Consider the following 22,307-nt stretch of genomic DNA (forward strand, 5'->3'; position numbering starts at 1 on the left):
CGTGGGTTTCCGGAGCCTTCCGGTATCTCTGAGGAAAGGCGGCGCGGTGGTTGCTGGGGGTCGACTCGCGAGAGGTCGAGCAGTTCGGGGCCGACGACGGGGGATGGCGGTGACCGCGCTCCTGCTGGCAGTGACGACGACGGTACTTACGTCGTGCACCGCCGATCCGCCCCCGCCCGTCGAGAGCACCGACAGCCCCAAGCCGACGGTGTCGCCGACCGAGAAGCAACCCGTCGTCGTCGCGATCGACGACGTGGGGAGCGGATTCAACCCGCACCTGCTGTCGGACCAGTCGCCTGCGAATTCCGCGGTCAGCGCCCTCGTGCTGCCGAGTCCGTTCCGGCCGGTGCCCGACCCCGCCCGCCCGGGCGGCAGCAACTGGATTCCCGACTCCTCGCTGGTGGTCTCCGCCGATGTCACGTCGCAGGAGCCGTTCACCATCACGTACCAGCTGCGGAACGAAGCGCAATGGTCCGACGGCGCCCCCATTGCCGCCGAGGACTTCCGCTACCTGTGGCAGCAGATGATCAGTGCCCCCGGCGTCGTCGACCCGGCCGGGTACCGACTGATCGAGGACGTCAAGTCGTCCGGCGGCGGCAAGACGGTGACCGTCGTGATGAAGGCCGCGTACCCCGCGTGGCGCGAACTGTTCACCGACCTCCTGCCGTCGCACCTGATCAAGGATTCGCCGGGTGGCTTCGCGACCGGACTGTCCGAGAACATCCCGGTGTCGGGCGGGCACTTCCACATCAAGTCCATCGACCGCGGTCGCGACGAGATCCTGCTCGAACGCAACGACCGGTTCTGGGACAAGCCCGCGACGCCCGACCAGATCCTGATGCGCCGTGACGGCACAGCGTCGCAGCTGGCCGACTCGATGCGCAACAACGACACCCAGGTCGTGCAGATCCACGGGGGCACAGCCACTTCCGCGCAACTCGCGGCGATCCCGACGGTCCGGACCGGCTCGTCGTTCCAGCCCCGCGGACTCGACCTGACACTCAACGGCCGGGTGCCCGAACTCGCCGACGTCCGGGTGCGGAAAAGCCTCATGGACCTGCTGGACACCGATCTGCTCGCCGTCATCGGCGCGGGCAGCGAGGCGTCCGCCGTTCCCGCGCGGTCGCAGGTCTACGCCCCGTCCGACCCCGGTTACACCGCGACCGCACCCGCGCGGCCGAGCCGTGAACAGGTGCTGGCGCAGCTGGCCGAGTACGGATACGTCGCCGAAACACCTACGGACACTGCCGTTCCCACCGGCACTGCGCCGGCGACCCGGCTCGTCCGCGACGGTGTCCCGCTGACGCTCGTCATCGGGACACCCGAAGGCGACGACACGGCGAGCGCAGTGGCGAACACCGCGGCCGACCAGTTGCGCGGTGTCGGCGTCGACGCCACCGTGACGGCACTCCCGGCCGAGGAGCTGTACGGAGAGTCCGTGAGCAAGGGCGACATCGGTGCGGTCGTGGGATGGTCGCGCGCCGGGTCCGACCCTGCCACGGCACTCGCCTCCCGGCACAGCTGCCCACCCGCAGCGGTCGCGGCAACCCCGGCGAACACCGAAACGTCCGGATCCGAACGAGATTCGGTAGCAGAGGCCGAGGCCCCGTCGAACCTGTCGGGCGTCTGCGACCCCACACTGCAACCGGCCATCGACGCCGCGTTGCGGGGAACGGGGGACGTGCCGCAGGTTCTCGCCGACGCCGATCGCAGGCTCTGGGATCTCGCGGCGGTGCTGCCGATCATGCAGGACCGCACACTGGTTGCGGCGGGACCGGGCGTCGAGGGAGTGTCGCTGTCGGGCGCCGTGCCGGTCGGAATATTCAGCGACGCAGCGGACTGGAGCAGGATCAAGGAATGAGTGAGCGGCGAATTCTGCTGGTCCACGCCCATCCCGACGACGAGACCCTCACCACGGGCGGCACCATCGCGCGTTACGCCGCCGAGGGCGCCGAGGTTCACGTCCTCACGTGCACGCTCGGCGAGGAAGGCGAGGTGATCGGCGACGAGTGGGCGCAACTGGTCGCGGGCGCCGCCGATCAGCTCGGCGGGTTCCGGATAAGCGAGCTGACGTCCGCGCTGTCGCGTCTGGGCGCGGGGCGGCCACGGTTCCTCCTGGGGGCGGGACACTTCCGTGATTCCGGGATGGCAGGTACGGCGTCGGCGGCGAACCCGCGCGCGTTCGTCAACGCCGACCGCGAGTCGGTGATCGCCGCGATGGTCGCCGTCATCCGGGAGTTGCGACCGCACGTCGTGGTCACCTACGACACCGACGGCGGATACGGGCACCCCGACCACATCCAGGCGCACACGATCACCACCGCGGCCGTCGAGGCTGCGGGTTCGGCGCGCTACCCCGACCGCGGCGAACCGTGGGAGGTCGCGAAGCTGTACTGGACGGTGACCGAGGCGAGCGCGCTCGAGTCGGGGCTCTGCCGCATCGGCGACGTCCCCGACGGCTGGCGGTTGCCGGAGCCCGGTGAACTGCCGAGCGTCCCGGACGCCGACGTGACGACGGTGATCGACGTGCGGGGAGTGTTCGACGCCAAGAGGGAGGCGCTCGCGGCGCACGCCACCCAGGTGACGGTGGCACCGAGCGGCACCGAGTACGCGCTCTCCAACGACATCGCGCAGCCGATTCTGACCGAGGAACACTTCGTGCTGGTGCGCGGCGCCCTGGGTGAAAAGGGCCCGGACGGCCGCGAGACCGACCTCTTCGGTGGTATCGGTCGCTGACCGCATTTACCTGTGACCGGCGTTACGTATTACACTGTGGCGCACGTCACGCAGCGGTCGTCGGCCGAGTCCGTGTGACGCCCGTCAGGAGAGGCGCTAGATGTACAACTGGGATGTTCAGAACGCCATCGTCGCGTTCGTCGACTCACTCCGGCCGTCGTGGCCGGCCCAGCACGACCTGTACTACGGCGTGCTGTACGGATTCGCCGACATGCAGAGTCACTTGCTGACCCTGCTGGGCTACCCGCCCGTCGCGTGATCCACTATTGACACATGACCGTCGGCACCGCAGCGAAACCCGGGCACCTCGATGCTTTGGGGAGGGTCACCCTCGCGCTGCTGGTGTTCGACGGTTTCCTGTGCGCCGTCCTGTCGGTGCTCTTCCTGCCCACCTACATCGGGTCCACGCCGTTCCCGATCAGCATCCTCGCCGCCGCGGTCGTCAATCTGGCACTGGTGATCGCCGCCCGGTCGACGACGGGCCGGGTGGGCTCGGGGGTGCTGCCGCTCGCAGGGTGGGGAGTCGGTTTCCTCCTCTGCATGTTCGGGGGCCCCGGCGGCGACGTGCTCATGCTCGCGTCCGTATCGACGCTCCTGCTCCTGCTCGGCTCGCTGATTCCCGCGGCCGTCTACATGTGGAAGGTCAGTGCCAAGGCGGCTTTCGGAACGGTTTCACCGCCGGAGCGGGAGGGTACGCGGTAGCGACCAGCAGTCTGCTGAAGGAGCATCGCGATGACAGATCAGAACTTCACGACCGACGACGCCGGCATCCCGGTCACGAGTGACGAACACTCGCTCACGATCGGGACGGACGGGCCCATCCTCCTCCAGGACCACTATCTGATCGAGAAGATGGCCCAGTTCAACCGCGAACGCGTTGCGGAACGCCAACCGCACGCGAAGGGGGGCGGGGCGTTCGGACGGTTCGAAGTTACCGAGGACGTATCTGCCTACACGAAAGCCGACCTCTTCCAACCCGGCAAGAAGACCGATCTGCTGATCAGATTCTCGTCCGTCGCCGGCGAGCGCGGCAGCCCGGACACGTGGCGCGACCCGCGTGGATTCGCGATCAAGTTCTACACCGACCAGGGCAACTACGACATGGTCGGAAACAACACCCCCGTCTTCTTCGTGCGCGACCCGATGAAGTTCCAGGACTTCATCCGCTCGCAGAAGCGGCGTGCCGACAACAACCTTCGCGACCACGACATGCAATGGGACTTCTGGACGCTGTCCCCGGAGTCGGCGCACCAGGTCACCTGGCTCATGGGCGACCGCGGCATCCCGCGCACCTGGCGGCACATGAACGGGTACTCGAGCCACACCTACATGTGGGTGAACGCCGAGGGCGACAAGTTCTGGGTGAAGTACCACTTCAAGACCGACCAGGGTGTCGAGTTCTTCACGCAGCACGAGGGCGACCAGATGGCGTCCATGGACACCGATTACCACACCCGTGATCTGTGGGAGCACATCGCAGCCGGCGAATACCCGAGCTGGACCTTGAACATGCAGATCATGCCGTTCGCGGACGCCGACGACTACCGGTTCAACCCGTTCGACCTCACCAAGGTGTGGCCGCACAGCGACTACCCGCTGATCCCCGTCGGCAAGATGACCCTCGACCGCAACCCCACCGACTACCACTGTGAGATCGAGCAGGCCGCGTTCGAGCCCAGCAACCTCGTACCCGGTATCGGTCCGAGCCCCGACAAGATGCTCGTCGGCCGGCTGTTCTCCTACCCGGACGCCCACCGCTACCGCATCGGCGCCAACTACAAGGAGCTCCCCGTCAACCGGCCGCACGTCCCCGTCCGCTCGTATTCGAAGGACGGCAACATGCGGCACCACAACCCGGGTGACCCGGTCTACGTACCCAATTCCAAGGGCGGTCCGCACGCCGACCCGTCGACGGTCGGGGAGACCGCAACCTGGTACAGCGCCGGCGACATGGTGCGCTCGCCCTACGCGCTCCACAAGGACGACGACGACTGGGGTCAGGCCGGGACGATGGTCCGTGAAGTACTCGACGACGCCGCCCGGGACCGCCTGGTGGACAACATCGTCGGGCATCTGCTGAACGGCGTCAGCGAACCCATCCTCGCGAAGGCCTTCGAATACTGGCGCAACGTCGACAAGACCCTCGGTGACCGGATTGCCGACGGTGTGTCGAAGAAGCAAGCGGAGACGGACCCGAAGGCGGGAGAGCAGGCCAATGCGGCGCGCAGCAGCGCGCAGGCGAAGGCCTAATCCTCGCCCTCGTACGCCACAGGGTGCCGAGGCTGGTACAGCGTCATCTCGCCCGCTCCCGGGATCTTCAGGGCGGTGGTGAGGCCGTACCCGTCGTCGCGGATTCCGCGGGTGAACTCGGCACCCTTGGCTTTCAGTTCGGCGACGGTCGACTCGATGTCGTCGCACATCAGCGAGATCTCGTGATGCGGCTTCGTCGACCACGGTTCACCGCCCCGATCGTCCGAGGTGGGATGCACACCCATCTCGGACGGCCCGGTGCCGAAGATCAACCAACCGCCCCCCGCGTCGACGTGGGACCAGCCGAGCACGTCGCGGAAGAAGTCGCGGGCGGCGTCGGCGTCGTCTGCATAGACCAATGTGTGGACCGCTGTGATCATGTGGGCAGCCTAGTTCGATTCGTCCGTCACACTGGGAGAATGTCGAACGACGAACTTTCCGGACTGACCATCGCCGTCACCGCCGAACGCCGGGCCGCCGAGTTCATCACGCTCCTCGAACGGCACGGTGCCGCCATCACGCACACCCCGGCCATCCACGTGCTGCCACTCGTCGACGACTCCGACCTGCGGTCCCGCACCGCCGACATCATCGCGTCGCCGCCGGACCTCCTGGTCGTCAGCACCGCCGTCGGATTCCGAGGGTGGCTGGACGCCGCCCGGGCCTGGGACGAGGAGGACGCGCTGCTCGCCGCCCTGCAGTCGGCCCGGATCATCACCCGCGGTCCCAAGGCGAAGGGTGCTGTCCGCGGCGCGGGATTGCGCGAGGAATGGTCGCCGGAGACGGAGTCGTCCGAAGAAGTGCACGAGCACCTCGTCGCCGAGGGCGTGCGCGGGCTGCATGTGGCGGTCCAGTTGCACGGCACCATCACCGAATGGGAACCGATGACCGACCTGAGCGTCTCCCTCGCCGGCGCCGGCGCCGACACGACCGCCGTGTCGGTGTACCGGTGGATCAGACCCGAGGATCAGCGGCCGCTACGGACACTGCTCGACCAGATAATCCGGGCCGAGGTCGACGCCGTCACCTTCACCAGCGCACCTGCCGTGTCGTCTCTCCTCAGCACCGCGAAGGACGTCGACCGCGTCGACGCCCTCCTGCACGCGTTCCAGGGTCCCGTCGCACCCGTCTGCGTCGGTTCGGTGACGGCGTCACCCTTCACCGCCCTCGGCGTCGAGACCATGCAACCCGCCCGGCCCCGGCTCGGCAGCATGGCGAAATACATCATCGAGGAACTCCCGAAGCGGCGGCATGCGGGGTGAATGGCCTTTCGGCGCTTCAGATAGGTCGGATGTACCGTTCGCCCGGAACTACCCGATCAGGCCGGCGGCGCGGGCGGCGTCGGAGAGCACGGACTCGAGCATGGCGGGGGTGAGCCGGCCGGTGAAGGTGTTCTGCTGGCTGACGTGGTAGCACCCGAACAGGTGCAGGGGGCGTTCGGGGCCGCGGAGTTCGACGTGCGCCCCGTGCCCGAACTTCGGTCGCGGCCGGGGGACGGCCCAGCCGGCGTCGTCGAGGACGGGGAGCAGCGACTGCCAGCCGAATCCGCCGAGCACGATCACCGACCGCAGGTGGGGTCGGAGAATGCGCAGTTCGGCGTCGAGCCAGTGGCGGCAGTTGTCCCGTTCGGTGGGGGTCGGTTTGTTCGCGGGCGGCGCGCAGTGCACGGGGGAGGTGATGCGGACTCCGAACAGTTCGAGGCCGTCGCAGATGTGGGTGGCGGTGGGTTGACTCGCCAGACCGACGGCGTGGAGTGCGGCGTAGAGGAAGTCGCCGCTGCGGTCGCCGGTGAACATGCGACCGGTCCGGTTCGCGCCGTGTGCGGCGGGGGCGAGACCGACGATCAGCACGGGCGCGTCGGGTGGCCCGAATCCGGGAACCGGACGGCCCCAATAGGTTTCGTCGCGGAACGCGGCACGCTTCTCGCGCGCGACCTGCTCCCGCCATTCGACGAGGCGGGGGCAGGCCCGGCATTCGATCAGCTGGGCGTCCAGCCCGGCGATGTCGGTCAGTGCCGCGCCCACACGTCACCTCCGCCGGGTGTCACCGACTCGACGAGCGACCACGCCTGATCGGCGGGGAGGTCGATGACCCGGTATTTTCCGGTGCCGGCGGGGGTCGCGGCGATGACGGTCGCCACGCCGGCCCGCCGCTGGAAGAACGTCTGACGGACGGTCCACCCGATGATGCCGTCGGCTTCGAGGCTGTCCCGGGCGCGGTCGAGGGAGCCGCTGCTGGTGATCAGCCAGCCGGGCAGCACCGCGTGACCGAGGCCCCGGTACCGATCCCAGGCCAGTGCCACGCCGCCGACGGCGAGGGCGACGATACCGGCCCACGCTGCCCAGAACACCGGGCGGTCGAGGATCACGAAGATCAGGGCGACGACGAGCGCGATCTCGGCGGGGATGAGCGCCCGCGTGTAGCGCCGGCGTGCGGCGACCGGGCCGTGAGCCGTGAGCGGGATCGTGGACTGCCGGTGGTCGTCGATGACGGTCGCCATCACCCGTTCGGCTTCCGCGCGCGGCGCCTGGGGGAGCAGGAGTGAGGATTCGCGCCGCTCGGCGCTCACGCCGGTCATGACGGCGTCCAGCCGGGCCCCGCCCGCGAGCCGGAGGAGGAGCGGCTCCTTGAGGGTCGTGCCGCGCAGTCGGGCGCGATCGAGGGTGGTCTGGCGGGTCTTCAGCAGGCCGTGGCTGACGTGCAGGGTCCGGCCGTTGTCCGTCAGCCTCATGTTGCCGTAGGCCAGCAGATATCGAACGCAGGCGAGCGCGCTGGCGGCGATCAGGAGCACGACACTCCCGACGACGATCGCGAGGACGATCCCGACGCGCTCGGCGGATTCGATCCCCGCGGCCACCGTCGACGAGCGGGCGATCTTGGAGCCCAACCCGTACTGGAATGCGAGACCGACGATCGCGGCGATGGTCACCACCCCGGTCACCGAGAACGGGGCGTAGCGCACCCACGCCGGTGTCCAGTGGCCGATCTCGGTCACCGCGGGCTCCCGGGTGACCGCGGTGTGCTCGACCTCGGCAGCGGACTGGCGGGTGAGAAGAGCGGCGCGGAGGTCGGGAACCAGACCGGCGGAGAGTGCGTTGAGTTCGAACTTCGCCGCGTCGGGCTTCGACCCCACCTGCTGGCCGGTGCCGATGCGCACGATCGACAGACCGAGCAGCCGATGCAGGACGCCCGCCTCCACGTCGACGGACCGGATGCGGTTACGCGGAACGGACAGCAGGCGTTTCCGGAAGAGGCCCTGCCGCAGTTGCACGTGCACCGGCCCGATGCGGTAGCTGGTCGTGAACCAGCGGGAGATGCCGAACACCACGAACACCACGACAGCGACGAGACTCCACACATGGTTGCCGCTCTGGGTGCCGATGACCAGTGAGATCAGCAAGACGGGCAGGAGTTTGACGATCTCGTCGACGGGGTGGACGAGCAGCATCCGGCGGTCCAGGCGCAGCCAGGGCTGCTCCTCCTCCGCCGCGACCGCGGCCTCGCCGTGCGCGATGGGAGGCGCGACCCCCGGTTCCGGTGCCGCACTCACGTGGCGTCACCGACATTGGTGCCCGCGATCTCGGTGAGGCGCGCGACGGTGCGCTCGGCGGTGTCCTGATCGAGGGCGGAGATCTTGACGGCACCGGCGGACGAGGCCGTCGTGACCGTGACGGTCGCGAGACCGAGCATGCGGTCGATGGGTCCGCGTTCGGTGTCGACGGTCTGGATGCGGGAGATCGGCGCGATGCGTCGTTCCTGGGTGAACCAGCCGCTGCGGGTGTAGACCGCGGTGTCGCTGATCTCCCAGCGGTGCACGCGGTACCGCCAGATGGGGACGACCGCGATGTGGACGATCGCGAGTACGACGGTGATCGCGAGAACCGTCACGTGGATCCAGACCGGCCACCAGTGAAAGACCAGAGCGACAACTTGCGCGACGAAGACGGGAAGCCACAGAAGGGCTGCATTGATCGCCCACAGTCGCTTGGCCTTGGGGCTGGGCCGCCACAGCGGCTCCGCCATCGTGACGGTGGTGGGCACACTCATGCCCCTACTTTGGCCGTGCCCCGGCATTCTGTCGAGAACCGACCTATCGTGGGAGGACCCCCCGAAGCGAAAGGAGCGCAGACATGACGTCATTCGATGCGGCCGATTCTCCGGAGGTTCCCGAGGCAGACCGGCTCGAGCAGGAACTCGCCGTCGACGACGACAGTTCCGACGAGGTGGAAGAAGTGTCGTCACTGGAGGTGAACGAGGCGGACGCGGCCGAGCAGAGCCGGGCCGTTCCCGTCGACGAGGACTACCCGCGCGGGTAGCGATCCTCGCCGCTCGCGGGAGTCTGGGTGGCACTGGCTGTCACCGATGGCGCATGATCGCTGGGTGACCCATTCAGGTGAAGAATCCGGCCGGCCCACGATGCTTCCCATGCCGGGTGTTCCGGCGGCACCCCCGTCCGGCGCATCAGCGCAGGAAGTGGCCCCCTCCGCCTCAGCGATGCGGCGGGTGCTGCGCCGCGCGCGTGACGGCGCCACCTTGAACGTGGACGAGGCGACGACCCTGCTGCAGGCCCGCGGCGACGACCTGGCCGATCTGTGTTCGTCGGCGGCGAAGGTTCGCGATGCCGGGTTGCTGGCGGCGGGGCGGCCGAGGGCTGTCACGTATTCGCGGAAGGTGTTCATCCCGTTGACCCGGTTGTGCCGGGACAAGTGCCATTACTGCACGTTCGTCACCGTGCCCGGCAAGTTGCGGGCCGAGGGACGCGGCGCGTATCTGGAACCGGACGAGGTGCTCGAGATTGCGCGGCAGGGCGCCGAATTGGGCTGCAAGGAAGCCCTCTTCACGCTCGGTGACCGTCCCGAGGATCGGTGGCCGGAGGCCAAGCAGTGGCTGGACGAACGCGGGTACGATTCGACGCTGGACTACCTGCGCGCGATGTCGATCCGGGTTCTCGAGGAGACCGGACTGCTGCCGCACCTGAACCCGGGTGTGATGAGCTGGGAGGAGATCTCCCGCCTCAAGCCGGTGGCCCCGTCGATGGGCATGATGCTCGAGACGACGTCCACCCGGTTGTTCACCGACAAGGGCGAGTGCCACTACGGCAGCCCCGACAAGGATCCGGCGGTGCGGTTGCGCACACTCACCGACGCCGGCAGGTTGAGTGTGCCGTTCACCACCGGCATCCTGGTCGGCATCGGCGAGACGATCCGCGAGCGGGCCGAATCGATCATGGCGATCCGCAAGTCGCACAAGGCGTTCGGCCACGTTCAGGAAGTGATCGTCCAGAACTTCCTCGCCAAGCCCGACACCGCGATGCGCGACACCCCGGACGCGGGTCTCGAGGAATTCGCCGCGACCATCGCCGTGTCCCGGTTGCTGCTCGGCCCCGGGATGCGCATCCAGTCGCCGCCCAACCTGGTGTCGAACACCGAGTGCGCCGCGCTGCTCGGTGCGGGTGTCGACGACTGGGGCGGCGTGTCGCCGCTGACCCCGGACCACGTGAACCCGGAGCGGCCCTGGCCGAACCTGGACACCCTGGCCGAGATCACCGCGGAGGCCGGGTTCGAGCTCACCGAGCGCACCGCGGCGCAACCGCAGTACGTGCTGGCCGGCTCGCCGTGGATCGATCCGCGGATCACCGGGCACGTGCAGGCCCTCGCGGACCCGCACACCGGGCTGGCGAGGTTGGACACGAAGCCGGTGGGGTTGCCGTGGCAGGAGCCGGACGAGTCCTGGGAGTCGGCGGGCCGGGTCGATCTGAACACCGAGATCGACACCGAGGGCCGCAACACCGAGACCCGCAGCGACCTCGGCAGTGCGTTCGGGGACTGGGAGACCGTCCGCGAGCAGGTGCTGGAGTTGAGCGGCCCGGTGCGGGTGGACACGGACGTCCTCGCGGCGCTGCGCAGCGCCGAACGCGACCCGGCCGGCTGCACCGACGACGAATACCTGGCGTTGGCCACGGCCGAGGGTCCGGGTCTCGAGGCGATGGTGGCGCTGGCCGATGCGCTCCGCAAGGACGCCGTCGGCGACGAGGTCACCTACGTGGTGAACCGGAACATCAACTTCACCAACATCTGCTACACCGGCTGCCGATTCTGCGCGTTCGCGCAGCGCAAGGGCGACGCGGACGCGTTCACCCTGTCCACCGGCGAGGTCGCGGACCGGGCGTGGGAGGCGCACGTCGCGGGCGCGACGGAGGTCTGCATGCAGGGTGGTATCGACCCGGAGCTTCCGGTCACCGGGTACGCCGATCTGGTGCGGGCGGTGAAGAAGCGGGTGCCGTCGATGCACGTGCACGCGTTCTCCCCGATGGAGATCGTCAACGGCGCCTCCCGGGGTGGGCAGAGCATCCGCGACTGGCTGGTCGAGCTGCGGGAGGCGGGTCTGGACACCATTCCCGGCACCGCGGCGGAGATCCTCGACGACGAGGTGCGCTGGGTGCTCACCAAGGGCAAGCTGCCGACCGCCACCTGGGTGGAGGTGGTGACCACGGCGCACGAGGTGGGGCTGCGGTCGAGTTCGACGATGATGTACGGCCACGTCGACAATCCGAAGCACTGGGTCGGGCATCTGCGGGTTCTGCGCGGAATCCAGGATCGGACAGGCGGATTCACCGAGTTCGTGCCGCTGCCGTTCGTGCATCAGAGTGCGCCGCTGTATCTGGCGGGTGCGTCGCGTCCCGGACCGACCAACCGGGACAATCGTGCGGTGCATGCCCTGGCCCGGATCATGCTGCACGGCCGGATCCCGAACATCCAGACCAGCTGGGTGAAGCTGGGTGTCACGGGTACCCAGGTGATGTTGCAGGGCGGCGCCAACGACCTCGGTGGCACCCTGATGGAGGAGACCATCTCCCGGATGGCGGGTTCGGAGCACGGATCCGAGAAGACGGTCGAGGAACTGCGGGCCATCGCCGAGGGCATCGGCCGCCCGGCACGCGAACGCACCACCACCCACGCCCGGCGCGAGGGAAGGTCGCCGGCTGCATGAGCGAGACGGATCGCCTCGGCGACGACACGGTGGTCACCATCCTGGATCGTGCGGCGCGGGGCATCAACCCGGTCCTCGATCTGGCCCTCACGGACCCGTTCGGCATCAAGGCCCGGACGTTCGGCCCGACCGCGGAGGAACGTGGCGCGGCGGAGGCGTTGCTCGACGGCATCGCCTGGATCCTCGACACCATCCAGGTGCCGGGGACGGCGTCGTGGGAGAAGGCCGGCGACGACGAGCGGGCGCGGTGGTGGGTGACCCGGATCGGCGCGATCAACACGCTGGCGGTTGCGTTTCCGGGCGTGTTCGGTGTGCTCCTCAACCGGCTCCCGATCCAGGACGTGCTCGGCTTCGCGAACCAGGCCGTCGTACTCGTCGCCGTGGCCCGGGAACACGGCGTGACGGAACGGTCCGATCAGGTGAACCTGCTGGCGTCCGTGCTCTGCACGCGCGAGACGGACGCGCGCGCCGGCACTGCGGGACGAACCGGTTCCGCGGACGAGGGGTCGCTGTGGCTGCCGTTCCCACTGATCGGTGCCCTGTGGCGCACCGCCCGCACCGTGCGCGCACTCAGCGACGAACTCGACAAGCGTCCGCGACCGGGCCGGACCTCCACGCTGCTCGGGAACATCCCGGTGATCGGTGTCGTGGCCGGGTATCTCGGCGAACGGGGTGCGCTGGTGAGAGCCGCGAAACAGGGGGAGAAGTGGATCGCGTCCCGGGCATCGCGTCCCGCATCGGTGCGCGTGGTCAGGTAACCCTCACCGCAGAGAGGTCGACCGGGCAGGCGATAATAGGGTCTTCCGCGGGGTACAAGCGGCCCGTACCTCGTGCTTACTCGTGTCAGAAAGGCAGGGAGAGCGGCAGTGCCCTACACGATTGCTGAACCGTGCGTGGATGTGTTGGACAAGGCGTGTATCGAGGAATGCCCTGTCGACTGCATCTACGAGGGCGGGCGGATGCTCTACATCCATCCGGACGAATGTGTGGACTGCGGCGCCTGTGAACCCGTCTGCCCCGTCGAAGCCATCTTCTACGAAGACGACGTCCCGGACCAGTGGAACGGCTACATCGCCGCGAACGTCGACTTCTTCGACGACCTCGGTTCCCCCGGCGGTGCGGCGAAGCTGGGCAAGGTCGACTACGACCCGCCGTTCATCAAGGCTCTGCCCCCCATGGGCGAGGACTAGATGTGCCTCGTATCTCGGTAGCCAAAGCTCTCCCCGACTTTCCGTGGGACTCACTCGAGTCGGCGAAGGCAAAGGCCTTCGCGCATCCGGGCGGCATCGTCAACCTGTCGGTGGGGACCCCGGTCGATCCTGTCGCGCCGATCATCCAGGAGGCGCTGACCGCGGTCGCTGCGGTGCCGGGATATCCGACGACGCACGGCACGGACGAACTGCGCAACGCGGCGGTCGAGGCCCTGCGCCGCCGCTTCGGGATCACCGGAATCGATCCGGCGGCGGTGCTGCCCGCGATCGGCACCAAGGAGCTCATCGCCTGGCTGCCACGCCTTCTCGGGCTCGGCGCCGAGGACCTCGTCGTCATTCCGGAGTTGGCGTACCCCACGTACGAGGTGGGTGCGTTGCTCGCCGGGGCGCGGGTGATCCGCGCCGACGGGCTCAACCGGCTCGGGCCCGAGGGCGCGTCGCTGATCTTCGTGAACTCGCCGTCCAACCCCACCGGCAAGGTGCTCGGGCTCGAGCATCTGCGCAAGGTGGTCGACTGGGCGCGGCAACGCGGTGCCATCGTCGCCTCCGACGAGTGCTACCTCGGGTTGACCTGGGAGGGCGAGGCGCTCTCGATCCTCGACGAGCGGGTGAACGACGGCGACCTCACCGGGCTCCTCGCGGTGCACTCGCTGTCCAAGACGTCCAATCTCGCGAGCTACCGTGCGGGATTCGTCACCGGTGACCCGGCGTTGGTGGCCGAACTCCTCGAGGTCCGAAAGCACGCGGGCATGATGGTGCCGCTGCCGATCCAGTCGGCGATGACCGCCGCGCTGAGCGACGACGACCACGAGAACGAGCAGCGTGAGCGGTACCGCCGCCGCCGCGAGATCCTCCTCGCCGCGGTGCGGGGCGCCGGGTTCACCGTCGACAACTCCGAAGCCGGGCTGTACCTGTGGGCCACCCGCGGCGAAGCCTGCCGGGACACCGTCGAATGGTTCGCCGAACGCGGCATTCTCGTGGCACCCGGGGAGTTCTACGGGCCCGGCGGAGGCACGCACGTGCGCATCGCCCTCACCGCCAGTGACGAACGGATCGCGGCCGCGGCGGAACGACTGGTCTGACCCGAGTCGGCCCTGTGCGGGCCGACTCGGTGTCAGGATTGTGCGGTGACCCTCGACGACGTCGCCGACGAGCTGTACGGCCTCGACCCCGGCGAGTTCGTCGAGGCCCGCACCGCGCAGGTGAGCGCGGCGCGGGAGAACAAGGACCGGGCGCTGGCCACCGAGATCGGGAAACTGCGGAAGCCGACGGTCGTCGGCTGGCTCGTCAACCTGCTCGCCCGTGAGCTGCCCGACGAGGTCGGTGCGCTCCTCGCCCTCGGTGACGCCCTCCGTGACGCGCAACGGCACCTGTCCGGCCCGGACCTCCGGCGGTTGACGACGCAACGGCAGCAGGTGGTCCGCGCGTTGGCGCGCAAGGCCGGTGAACTCGCCGCCGAGCGCGGCCGGACCGTCGGGGAGGACGCGCTACGCGATGTCGGGCAGACGTTGCACGCCGCCCTCGCCGACGCCGAGACCGCCGAACAGGTGCGGCATGGCCGGGTGGTGACGGCGGCGACCTACAGCGGGTTCGGACCGGCCGGACTCGCCGTCGTCCGGGGAAAGACCACGAAGAAGGGTGCGAAGCCCGAACCCGCCCCCACGCCTTCGGCCGAGAAATCGAAGAAAAAGTCGGCGGAACGTGACCGCGACGCCGAACGCACGGCCGCCGAGGCGGAACTGGCGGACGCCACGGGGAACGCCGACGAGGCCCGCGCCGCGCTGCACGACGCGAACGCGGAGCTGGAGCAGGCACGATCCACGCTGACCGAGATCGACCACCGGATCGAGGAATTGCGCGCCGAACTCGACCACGCCGAACAGGAGCGGCAGTTCACGCGGAACGCCGAGAAGGCGTCGGCGGAGGTCGTGCACCGGGGAGAACGCGATGTGGAGGCGGCGGAGCGGCGGGTCGAGGAGGCTCGGCGCGCTCTCGACGATTTCGGCTGAGAAGCGTGCCGAACCCTTGACCTCCAGCGCGCTCGAGGTCTTAGCCTGATTCCATGTCTTTCACCCAGCAGGAACTCGACTACCTGGCATCACAACGCCTCGGCCGGCTCGCGACGGTGCAACCGGGCGGAACCTTGCAGGTCAGTCCCGTCGGCTTCCACTACAACGCCGACACGTCCACGATCGACATCCAGGGCTACAACATGGCGGCGAGCCGGAAGTTCCGCAACGTCGCCGACAACGGAAAGGTGGCGTTCGTCGTGGACGACGTGCCCTCCGTCGACCCGTGGCGGGTCCGGTGCGTCGAAATCCGCGGGCACGCCGAGGCCCTCGACGCCGAGGCCGCGCAGGCCGACGGACTCGGCGGCCCGACCATCCGCATCCGCCCCGAACGCATCATCAGCTTCGGTCTCGGCGCCACCGACCAGGACGTCCACCAACTCGTCTCGAACGCACGCGACGTGTAGAGGCGACCTAGGCGACGTCCGGACGGTAGCCGGCCGCGAGCACGGCGACGGTGGCCGGCGGCGTCAGGACGGTGGCGGTCCCGGAGGCCGGACGCGTCGAGGGTGCCGCGTAGCCGTCCTCCGACCACGGGACGACGGTCTCACCCAGTACGAGGGCGGGGCCGCCGTCGACGAGCGTGAAGGTGCCGGGCGGCAACGACGACCACGCGGCCTCGTGGGTGCGCTGGTGGGAGCCGTCGAGTCGTTCACCGTGCAGCCGGGCGTCCATCTCGTCCGCGCTCGGCAGCCCGCCTCCGTGCGCCGCCCGCCAGGCGGCGCGAAAGTCGTTGTACCGCTCGTGCCTGCAGAGGGCGCACGGCCGGTGTCCGGCGGCGAGCGCCACCGCCTCGTCATGGAAGAACAGCACCGTGTAATGGCCCTCGCTCCACTGCGGGACCGTGCGGGCCGGGTAGTCGGTGACGCAGATGATCCACCGTTTTCCGGAATGATTGCGCACGACCGTCCGCCCGCGGTGCAGGCAGCCACGATTGCCCATGAACCGGCCGCGGAGTGGAATCGCGACGATGTCGGATCGGGGTGACACGCGGTTCCGTTCGGCCATGTGCCGATGGTAGCCAGCCTGTCGGCGCGTCAAAACCGGATGAGTACCCCCGTACAGCGCTAACCTGGGCTCGAGGGTTCCGTTCGGACGGGTGTCCCCGTCCACCCGCGGTTCCCGGTCACAGTTCCTCACGATCTGAGGGCAGGAGGCAGCCAGAATGGACGCCATCACCCAGGTTCCGGTGCCCACCAACGAGCCGGTCCACACGTACGCGCCGGGCAGTCCCGAACGGTCCCGAGTGCAATCCGCACTCACCGACATCGCCGGCAATCCCGTCGACATCCCGCACGTGATCGGGGGGAAACACCGGCACGGCAACGGCGACCGCATCGACGTGGTCCAACCCCATCGACACTCCGCCGTGCTCGGTACGCTGCGCAGCGCCACCCACGACGACGCGGCGGCGGCGGTCGAGGCCGCCGCGGCGGCGGCACCGCACTGGCGGGCGCTCTCGTTCGACGACCGGGCCGCCGTGATCCTGCGGGCCGCCGACCTGCTGTCCGGGCCGTGGCGCGAAACGGTCGCCGCGGCGACGATGCTCGGCCAGTCGAAGTCGGTGCAGCAGGCGGAGATCGACGCGCCGTGCGAGCTGATCGACTTCTGGCGCTTCAACGTTCACTTCGCACGGCAGATCCTCGCCGACCAGCCGATCTCCTCACCCGGGGTGTGGAACCGGCTCGAGTACCGGCCGCTCGAGGGGTTCGTCTACGCGATCACCCCCTTCAACTTCAGCGCGATCGCGGGCAATCTGCCGACCGCACCGGCGCTGATGGGCAACACGGTGATCTGGAAGCCGTCGTCGACGCAGACCGTTGCCGCGTACTGGACGATGAAACTGCTCGAGGCGGCGGGACTGCCCCCGGGCGTGATCAACCTGCTCACCGGCAGCGGGCAGGCGGTGTCGGAGGTCCTCCTGAGCGACCCCCGCCTCGCCGGCATCCACTTCACCGGGTCGACCCGCACGTTCCAGCATCTGTGGAGCGAGGTGGGCGCGAACATCGGGAAGTACGCCGGCTACCCCCGGCTGGTGGGGGAGACCGGTGGCAAGGACTTCGTGGTCGCGCACGCCTCGGCCGACGAGGACGTGCTGCGGACCGCGCTGATCCGCGGCGCATTCGAATACCAGGGTCAGAAATGTTCGGCCGCCTCCCGCGCCTACGTCCCGAAATCGCTGTGGCGGAGGATGCGCGACACGTTCACCGCGGAAGTCGACGCCCTCACCTACGGTGACGTGACCGACCTGGAGAACTTCGGCGGGGCCCTCATCGACCGGCGCGCGTACGAGAAGAACGTCGCGGCCATCGAACGCGCCCGCAGCACCGCGGGACTCGAGATCGCCGTCGGCGGCAAGTACGACGACAGTGTCGGCTACTTCGTCCGGCCCACCGTCCTCCTGGCCGACGACCCCACCGACGAGGCGATGACCACCGAGTACTTCGGTCCGATCCTCACGGTGCACGTCTACGACGACTCGGCGCCGAACGCGTTCGCCGACGTGCTCGCCCGCGTCGACTCCGCGGCCCCCTACGCACTGACCGGCGCGGTGATCGCCGACGACCGCCAGGCCGTCGAGCAGGCTACGTCCGCGCTCCGGTTCACCGCCGGAAACTTCTACGTCAACGACAAGCCGACGGGGGCAGTCGTCGGGCAGCAGCCGTTCGGCGGGGCCCGCGCGTCCGGCACCAACGACAAGGCCGGGTCCAAGCTCAACCTGCTGCGGTGGGTGTCGGCCCGCACCATCAAGGAGACGTTCGTCCCCGCCACCGACTACCGCTATCCGCACATGGGGACGGAATGAAAGCGCCCACCGTACTGGCGAATCCGCTGCGTCCGGCGATCCTCGCGGCGGCCCGGTCGTCCCGCGTCAAACGCGCGGTCACCGGTGCCCCCGTCACCCGGAAACTCGTCGACCGCTTCATCGCCGGGGAGAGCCGGGAAGCGGTGCTGTCGTCGGTCCGGGAAATCCTCGATTCGGGCCGGTCGGTGTCCATCGACTTCCTCGGGGAGGACACCCATGACGCGGCAGGGGCGCAGGCGACGGTGGACGAGTACCTGGCCCTCGTCGCCGACCTCGGTGCACTTCCCGAAGCGGCGGAAGGGAAATCGGGTGTTCGCCGCCTCGAGGTGTCGATGAAGCTGTCGGCGCTGGGGCAGGCGCTCGCCGGTGACGGCCGCCGGATCGCCACCGACAACGCCCGCACCATCTGCGCCGCCGCGGAGGCGGCGGGGGTGTGGGTGACCGTGGACGCCGAAGACCACACCACCACCGATTCGACACTGGCGATCGTGCGGGAACTCCGCCGCGACTATCCCTGGCTCGGCGCGGTGGTGCAGTCGTATCTGCGCCGCACCGAGGACGACTGCCGCGCCCTCGCCGGCCCCGATTCGAGGGTCCGGTTGTGCAAGGGCGCGTACCGGGAACCCGAGTCGGTCGCGTTCAAGGAACGCGCCGCCGTCGATGCGTCGTATCTGCGGTGCCTCGGGATCCTAATGGACGGGTCCGGGTACCCGATGGTGGCGTCGCACGATCCCGCCGTCATCGACGCCGTCGCGCCTCTGGTCGGGCGCACGGGCCGCGCCGCCGACGCCTACGAACACCAGATGCTGTTCGGGATCCGGGACGTCGAGCAGCGTCGGCTCGCGAACGAGGACAAGCAGGTTCGGGTGTACGTGCCGTACGGAAGTCAGTGGTACGCGTACTTCATGCGGCGGCTGGCCGAGCGTCCCTCGAACCTGCGGTTCTTCCTGCGCTCGGTGGTCACCCGGGACTGACCGGTGCAGTCGCGGTTCGGTTCCCGCGAGGGCGCGCCGTTGTAGAGTTTCGCGGTGACGACTTCTGGCGAGGGATGGACCAGCGCGGTCCTCTTCGTCCTCGTTCTCGTACTCGCGACGCTGCTCGGTTCGACGCGCATCGGCGAGGTCCGGCTCACCCGTCCGCCGCGCACCGCGGTGGTGCTGTGGTTGCTGATCGCCGTGCCGTCGCTGCTGCAGATCGTCCTTCCCGCCGTCCTCGACGCCCTCGAGCGGGACCCCACCCAGATCCGGGACCACCAGTGGTGGCGGATCGTCACGTCGGTCGCGGTGCAGGACGGGGGAATCGCCGGGACGGTGGTGAACCTGCTCGTGCTCGCCTGGGTGGCGCCGCTCGCGGTCCGTGTCTGGGGCGGCAACCGCGCCGTGTTGCTGTTCGTGGCGAGTCAGATCATCTTCGGCCTGTTCACCGCGTTTCTCTTCCCGTCGCCGGGCGCCGGCAACTCGGGTGCCACGCTCGCGCTGGCCGCGTCGCTCGCCGGTCTGGTCGTGATGCAGTCCAAGGAGTGGCGCGCCCTCACCGCGAGTGGCGGCATCGTGCTCGCCGGCGTCCTGCTGGTGGCGACCGACGACGCCCACGGCCTGGCAGTGCTGACCGGGGCCCTGCTCGGTGCGGCGCTGGCCACCGTCAGTCCGCCACCGGGAGACCTCGAGGGACGCGCCCGCGCCCTGTGAGAGGCTGTCGATGTGCTGCTGCGATCTCTGAATCCTCTGGCCGTCGCCCAGGGCGACGACATTCCCGACGCCGTCCGGATCGGCGACACCACCCTGTCGCGCGGCGACGTGCTGGGTGCGGCGACGTCCGTGGCCGAACGCGTGGCACGCGCGGATCGGGTCGCGATCCTCGCGACCCCCACCGTCACCACGGTCCTCGCCGTCGTGGGGTGCCTTATCGCAGGAGTGACCGCGGTGCCGGTGCCGCCCGATTCCGGCCCGGCCGAACTCGCGCACATCCTGCGCGATTCCGGTGCGCAGGCGTGGCTCGGCGAGGCGCCCGCGGACCCGGCGAGTCTGCCCGTCGTCCCGGTCCGCGTCCACGCCCGGTCGTGGCACAGCTACCCGGAACCGCCCGAGTCGGGCACCGCGTTCGTGCTCTACACCTCCGGCACGACGGGACCGCCCAAGGGAGTCCTGATCAGCAGGAAGGCCATCGCCGCCGATCTCGACGCGCTCGCCGACGCCTGGCAGTGGACCCGCAACGACACCCTGGTGCACGGACTTCCGCTGTTCCACGTCCACGGGCTCATCCTGGGTGTGCTGGGCCCGCTGCGGATCGGTAGCCGCCTCGTCCACACGGTGAAACCCACCCCGTCGGCGTACGCCGCGGCCGAGGGAACGATGTACTTCGGTGTCCCGACCGTGTGGAGTCGCATCGCCGACGACCCCGAGTCGGCGCGCGCGCTGTCGGGTGCGCGACTGCTGGTGTCGGGCAGCGCCCCGCTGCCGGTGCCGGTGTTCGAGAAGCTGCACGAGCTGACCGGGCACGCACCCATCGAGCGCTACGGCATGAGCGAGACGATGCTGACGCTCAGCACCCGGGCCGACGGCGAGCGGCGTCCGGGGTGGGTGGGTGTGCCGGTCCGCGGCGTCGAGACCCGGCTGCGCGACGAGGCCGGGCGGGACGTCCCGCACGACGGCGAGTCGATCGGCGGGCTGCAGGTGCGGGGGCCGATGCTCTTCGACGGCTACCTCGGCAGGCCTGACGCGACAGCCGAGTCGTACACGGACGACGGCTTCTTCAAGACCGGCGACGTCGCCGTCATCGACCGCGGCGGGTTCCACCGCATCGTCGGCCGCGAATCCACGGACCTCATCAAGTCGGGCGGATTCCGCGTCGGCGCGGGAGAGGTGGAGACGTCGCTCCTCGGCCACCCGAGTGTGCGGGAAGCGGCGGTGGTCGGCCTCCCCGACCCGGACCTCGGTCAGCGGCTCGTGGCCTTCGTGGTGGGGGACAACGTCTCGGAGACCGAGCTGATCGAGCACGTGGCCACCGAACTGTCGGTCCACAAGCGGCCCCGCGAGATCCGCGTCGTCGAGTCGCTTCCGCGCAATGCGATGGGCAAGGTGCAGAAGAAGCAACTGTTCTGACGTCGGTAGGCTGGCGAACGATACCGGCCCGACACGGATTGGCAGGCGCACAGTGAGTGTGGAGAGCATCGTTCAGAGCACCCGAATCGTCCTCGCGTCGCGGCCGGACGGTGCGCCGACCGCCGACAACTTCCGGTTGGAGGCCGTCAACCTGCACGAACCCGCCGAGGGGGAGGTGCTGATCCGCGTCGTCTACCTGTCGCTCGACCCGTACATGCGCGGCCGGATGAGCGACGCCGAGTCCTACGCCGACCCGGTCGAGATCGACGAGGTCATGGTCGGTGGCACGGTCGGGCAGGTCGTCGACTCCCGGCACCCGGACTTCGCTTCCGGTGACTACGTTCTCGCCTACGCGGGCTGGCAGTCGCACGCGGTGGTCGACGGCAACCACCTCCGGAAACTCGACCCCGGTGCAGCACCGTTGTCGACCGCTGTCGGCGTCCTCGGTATGCCCGGCTTCACCGCCTACTCCGGCCTGCTGAAAATCGGCCGGCCCGCGGCGGGCGAGACGGTGGTGGTCGCGGCGGCCAGCGGTCCGGTCGGTTCGGCCGTGGGGCAGATCGCGAAACTGAAGGGCGCCCGGGCCGTCGGGATCGCGGGCGGGCCGGAGAAGTGCGCCTACCTGCTGGACGAACTCGGATTCGATGCCGCCGTCGACCACCGGTCCCCGAACTTCGCCGAGGAACTGCGCGCCGCGTGCCCCGATGGCATCGACGTGTACTTCGAGAACGTCGGCGGCGCGGTGGCCGCGGCGGTGCTGCCGCTGCTCAACCTGTATGCGCGAGTTCCCGTATGCGGCCTCATCGCGCAGTACAACGACACCGAGGCGCCCGAGGGGCCGGATCGGCTGCCCGGATTCTTCAGCCGGGTGCTCGTCAAGAGCCTCACGATCCGCGGATTCATCCAGAGCGAGTTCGTCTCCGAGATGTACGCCGACTTCCAGCGGGACGTGTCCGAGTGGATCAGGGAGGGACGCTTCGCCTACCGCGAGGACATCGTCGACGGGATCGAGAATGCGCCTGCGGCGTTCATCGGGCTGCTCCGGGGCGGCAACTTCGGCAAGCTGGTGGTCCGGGTCGCCGAGGAGAACTGAGACCCCTCCTCCCACCCGCGCCGGACAACGTTCGATTCATCGCCGTATTCG

At 69.2% G+C, this 22,307-nt stretch carries 23 protein-coding genes; 18 read left to right on the forward strand and 5 right to left on the reverse strand.

Annotation, left to right across the window (positions count from 1 at the left end; all coding sequences use genetic code 11):
* Window positions 1–103: 103 nt before the first annotated feature.
* The 5 genes from RJ1_RS20915 to RJ1_RS20930 all read left to right on the forward strand — a co-directional run bounded on the left by RJ1_RS20915 (window position 104) and on the right by RJ1_RS20930 (window position 4,986).
* Entirely contained in the window at window positions 104–1,861 is a 1,758-nt protein-coding gene (locus RJ1_RS20915; protein WP_073363501.1) for an ABC transporter family substrate-binding protein, read from the forward strand.
* On the forward strand, window positions 1,858–2,736 hold the full coding sequence (gene mshB / locus RJ1_RS20920; protein ID WP_073363504.1) for an N-acetyl-1-D-myo-inositol-2-amino-2-deoxy-alpha-D-glucopyranoside deacetylase: 879 nt from the start codon (window positions 1,858–1,860) through the stop codon (window positions 2,734–2,736). Before RJ1_RS20915 ends, mshB begins: the two co-directional genes overlap by 4 nt.
* 100 nt (window positions 2,737–2,836) lie before the next feature.
* Complete coding sequence (locus tag RJ1_RS46800) at window positions 2,837–2,995, forward strand: hypothetical protein (protein WP_162850376.1); 159 nt, start codon at window positions 2,837–2,839, stop codon at window positions 2,993–2,995.
* A 14-nt stretch (window positions 2,996–3,009) separates the two neighbouring features.
* The gene (locus tag RJ1_RS20925) at window positions 3,010–3,438 is read left to right on the forward strand and encodes a hypothetical protein (RefSeq protein WP_073363506.1); all 429 of its coding nucleotides are present in this window, start codon (window positions 3,010–3,012) and stop codon (window positions 3,436–3,438) included.
* Between the two features lie 30 nt (window positions 3,439–3,468).
* Window positions 3,469–4,986 (forward strand): catalase, encoded by a 1,518-nt coding sequence (locus tag RJ1_RS20930; protein ID WP_073363509.1) that lies wholly within the window; start codon window positions 3,469–3,471, stop codon window positions 4,984–4,986.
* Here the strand turns inward: RJ1_RS20930 and RJ1_RS20935 are convergent.
* Window positions 4,983–5,366, reverse strand: a complete 384-nt coding sequence (locus RJ1_RS20935) for a VOC family protein (protein ID WP_073363512.1) — start codon at window positions 5,364–5,366, stop codon at window positions 4,983–4,985. The two genes, RJ1_RS20930 and RJ1_RS20935, sit on opposite strands and share 4 nt — an antisense overlap.
* Before the next feature lie 39 nt (window positions 5,367–5,405).
* On the opposite strand from RJ1_RS20935, the gene RJ1_RS20940 reads away from it, so the two are divergent.
* Window positions 5,406–6,248, forward strand: coding sequence for a uroporphyrinogen-III synthase (locus RJ1_RS20940; RefSeq protein ID WP_073363514.1), 843 nt, complete (start codon window positions 5,406–5,408; stop codon window positions 6,246–6,248).
* Between the two features lie 48 nt (window positions 6,249–6,296).
* Here the strand turns inward: RJ1_RS20940 and RJ1_RS20945 are convergent, their stop codons facing one another.
* Genes RJ1_RS20945 through RJ1_RS20955 form a run of 3 tightly spaced genes read right to left on the reverse strand, consistent with a single transcriptional unit; the run spans window position 6,297 to window position 9,033 of the window.
* Window positions 6,297–7,010, reverse strand: a complete 714-nt coding sequence (locus RJ1_RS20945; RefSeq protein WP_073363517.1) for a uracil-DNA glycosylase — start codon at window positions 7,008–7,010, stop codon at window positions 6,297–6,299.
* Window positions 6,995–8,536: a PH domain-containing protein gene (locus RJ1_RS20950; RefSeq protein ID WP_073363519.1), complete on the reverse strand. Its 1,542-nt coding sequence runs from the start codon at window positions 8,534–8,536 to the stop codon at window positions 6,995–6,997. The genes RJ1_RS20945 and RJ1_RS20950 overlap by 16 nt, the downstream gene beginning before the upstream one ends.
* Window positions 8,533–9,033, reverse strand: coding sequence for a PH domain-containing protein (locus RJ1_RS20955; protein WP_073363522.1), 501 nt, complete (start codon window positions 9,031–9,033; stop codon window positions 8,533–8,535). The genes RJ1_RS20950 and RJ1_RS20955 overlap by 4 nt, the downstream gene beginning before the upstream one ends.
* A gap of 83 nt (window positions 9,034–9,116) precedes the next feature.
* On the opposite strand from RJ1_RS20955, the gene RJ1_RS20960 reads away from it, so the two are divergent.
* From RJ1_RS20960 to RJ1_RS20990, 7 genes are all read left to right on the forward strand, one after another.
* Window positions 9,117–9,302 carry an Rv3202a family protein gene (locus RJ1_RS20960; RefSeq protein ID WP_073363525.1) on the forward strand — a complete coding sequence of 62 codons (186 nt, stop codon included), beginning with the start codon at window positions 9,117–9,119 and terminating at the stop codon, window positions 9,300–9,302.
* 46 nt (window positions 9,303–9,348) lie between these two features.
* Window positions 9,349–11,976 carry a bifunctional FO biosynthesis protein CofGH gene (locus tag RJ1_RS20965; protein WP_073363527.1) on the forward strand — a complete coding sequence of 876 codons (2,628 nt, stop codon included), beginning with the start codon at window positions 9,349–9,351 and terminating at the stop codon, window positions 11,974–11,976.
* On the forward strand, window positions 11,973–12,734 hold the full coding sequence (locus RJ1_RS20970) for a hypothetical protein (protein WP_073363530.1): 762 nt from the start codon (window positions 11,973–11,975) through the stop codon (window positions 12,732–12,734). Before RJ1_RS20965 ends, RJ1_RS20970 begins: the two co-directional genes overlap by 4 nt.
* 108 nt (window positions 12,735–12,842) lie before the next feature.
* Window positions 12,843–13,166, forward strand: coding sequence for a ferredoxin (fdxA, locus tag RJ1_RS20975; RefSeq protein WP_073363533.1), 324 nt, complete (start codon window positions 12,843–12,845; stop codon window positions 13,164–13,166).
* A 2-nt stretch (window positions 13,167–13,168) separates the two neighbouring features.
* Window positions 13,169–14,269, forward strand: coding sequence for a succinyldiaminopimelate transaminase (gene dapC, locus RJ1_RS20980; RefSeq protein WP_073363535.1), 1,101 nt, complete (start codon window positions 13,169–13,171; stop codon window positions 14,267–14,269).
* A gap of 45 nt (window positions 14,270–14,314) precedes the next feature.
* Window positions 14,315–15,196: a hypothetical protein gene (locus RJ1_RS20985; protein WP_073363538.1), complete on the forward strand. Its 882-nt coding sequence runs from the start codon at window positions 14,315–14,317 to the stop codon at window positions 15,194–15,196.
* A 53-nt stretch (window positions 15,197–15,249) separates the two neighbouring features.
* Window positions 15,250–15,663 carry a PPOX class F420-dependent oxidoreductase gene (locus RJ1_RS20990; RefSeq protein ID WP_073363540.1) on the forward strand — a complete coding sequence of 138 codons (414 nt, stop codon included), beginning with the start codon at window positions 15,250–15,252 and terminating at the stop codon, window positions 15,661–15,663.
* 7 nt (window positions 15,664–15,670) lie between these two features.
* Here RJ1_RS20990 and RJ1_RS20995 read toward each other — a convergent pair whose 3' ends face one another.
* Entirely contained in the window at window positions 15,671–16,264 is a 594-nt protein-coding gene (locus RJ1_RS20995) for a hypothetical protein (protein ID WP_073363543.1), read from the reverse strand.
* Between the two features lie 157 nt (window positions 16,265–16,421).
* Between RJ1_RS20995 and pruA the strand changes: the two genes are divergently transcribed.
* Genes pruA through curA form a run of 5 tightly spaced genes read left to right on the forward strand, consistent with a single transcriptional unit; the run spans window position 16,422 to window position 22,256 of the window.
* A complete protein-coding gene (gene pruA, locus RJ1_RS21000; RefSeq protein WP_073363545.1) occupies window positions 16,422–18,062 on the forward strand; it encodes an L-glutamate gamma-semialdehyde dehydrogenase in 1,641 nt (546 codons plus the stop codon).
* Window positions 18,059–19,036 carry a proline dehydrogenase family protein gene (locus RJ1_RS21005; RefSeq protein WP_073363548.1) on the forward strand — a complete coding sequence of 326 codons (978 nt, stop codon included), beginning with the start codon at window positions 18,059–18,061 and terminating at the stop codon, window positions 19,034–19,036. The genes pruA and RJ1_RS21005 overlap by 4 nt, the downstream gene beginning before the upstream one ends.
* A gap of 54 nt (window positions 19,037–19,090) precedes the next feature.
* On the forward strand, window positions 19,091–19,750 hold the full coding sequence (locus RJ1_RS21010) for a rhomboid family intramembrane serine protease (RefSeq protein WP_073363551.1): 660 nt from the start codon (window positions 19,091–19,093) through the stop codon (window positions 19,748–19,750).
* 12 nt (window positions 19,751–19,762) lie between these two features.
* Window positions 19,763–21,163, forward strand: a complete 1,401-nt coding sequence (locus RJ1_RS21015) for an acyl-CoA synthetase (protein ID WP_073363554.1) — start codon at window positions 19,763–19,765, stop codon at window positions 21,161–21,163.
* Window positions 21,164–21,215: 52 nt separating this feature from the next.
* Entirely contained in the window at window positions 21,216–22,256 is a 1,041-nt protein-coding gene (gene curA / locus RJ1_RS21020) for an NADPH-dependent curcumin/dihydrocurcumin reductase (protein WP_073363557.1), read from the forward strand.
* Window positions 22,257–22,307: the final 51 nt, after the last annotated feature.

Origin of the sequence: Rhodococcus jostii NBRC 16295, from assembly GCF_001894825.1 — a bacterium.
Taxonomy (GTDB): domain Bacteria; phylum Actinomycetota; class Actinomycetes; order Mycobacteriales; family Mycobacteriaceae; genus Rhodococcus_F; species Rhodococcus_F jostii.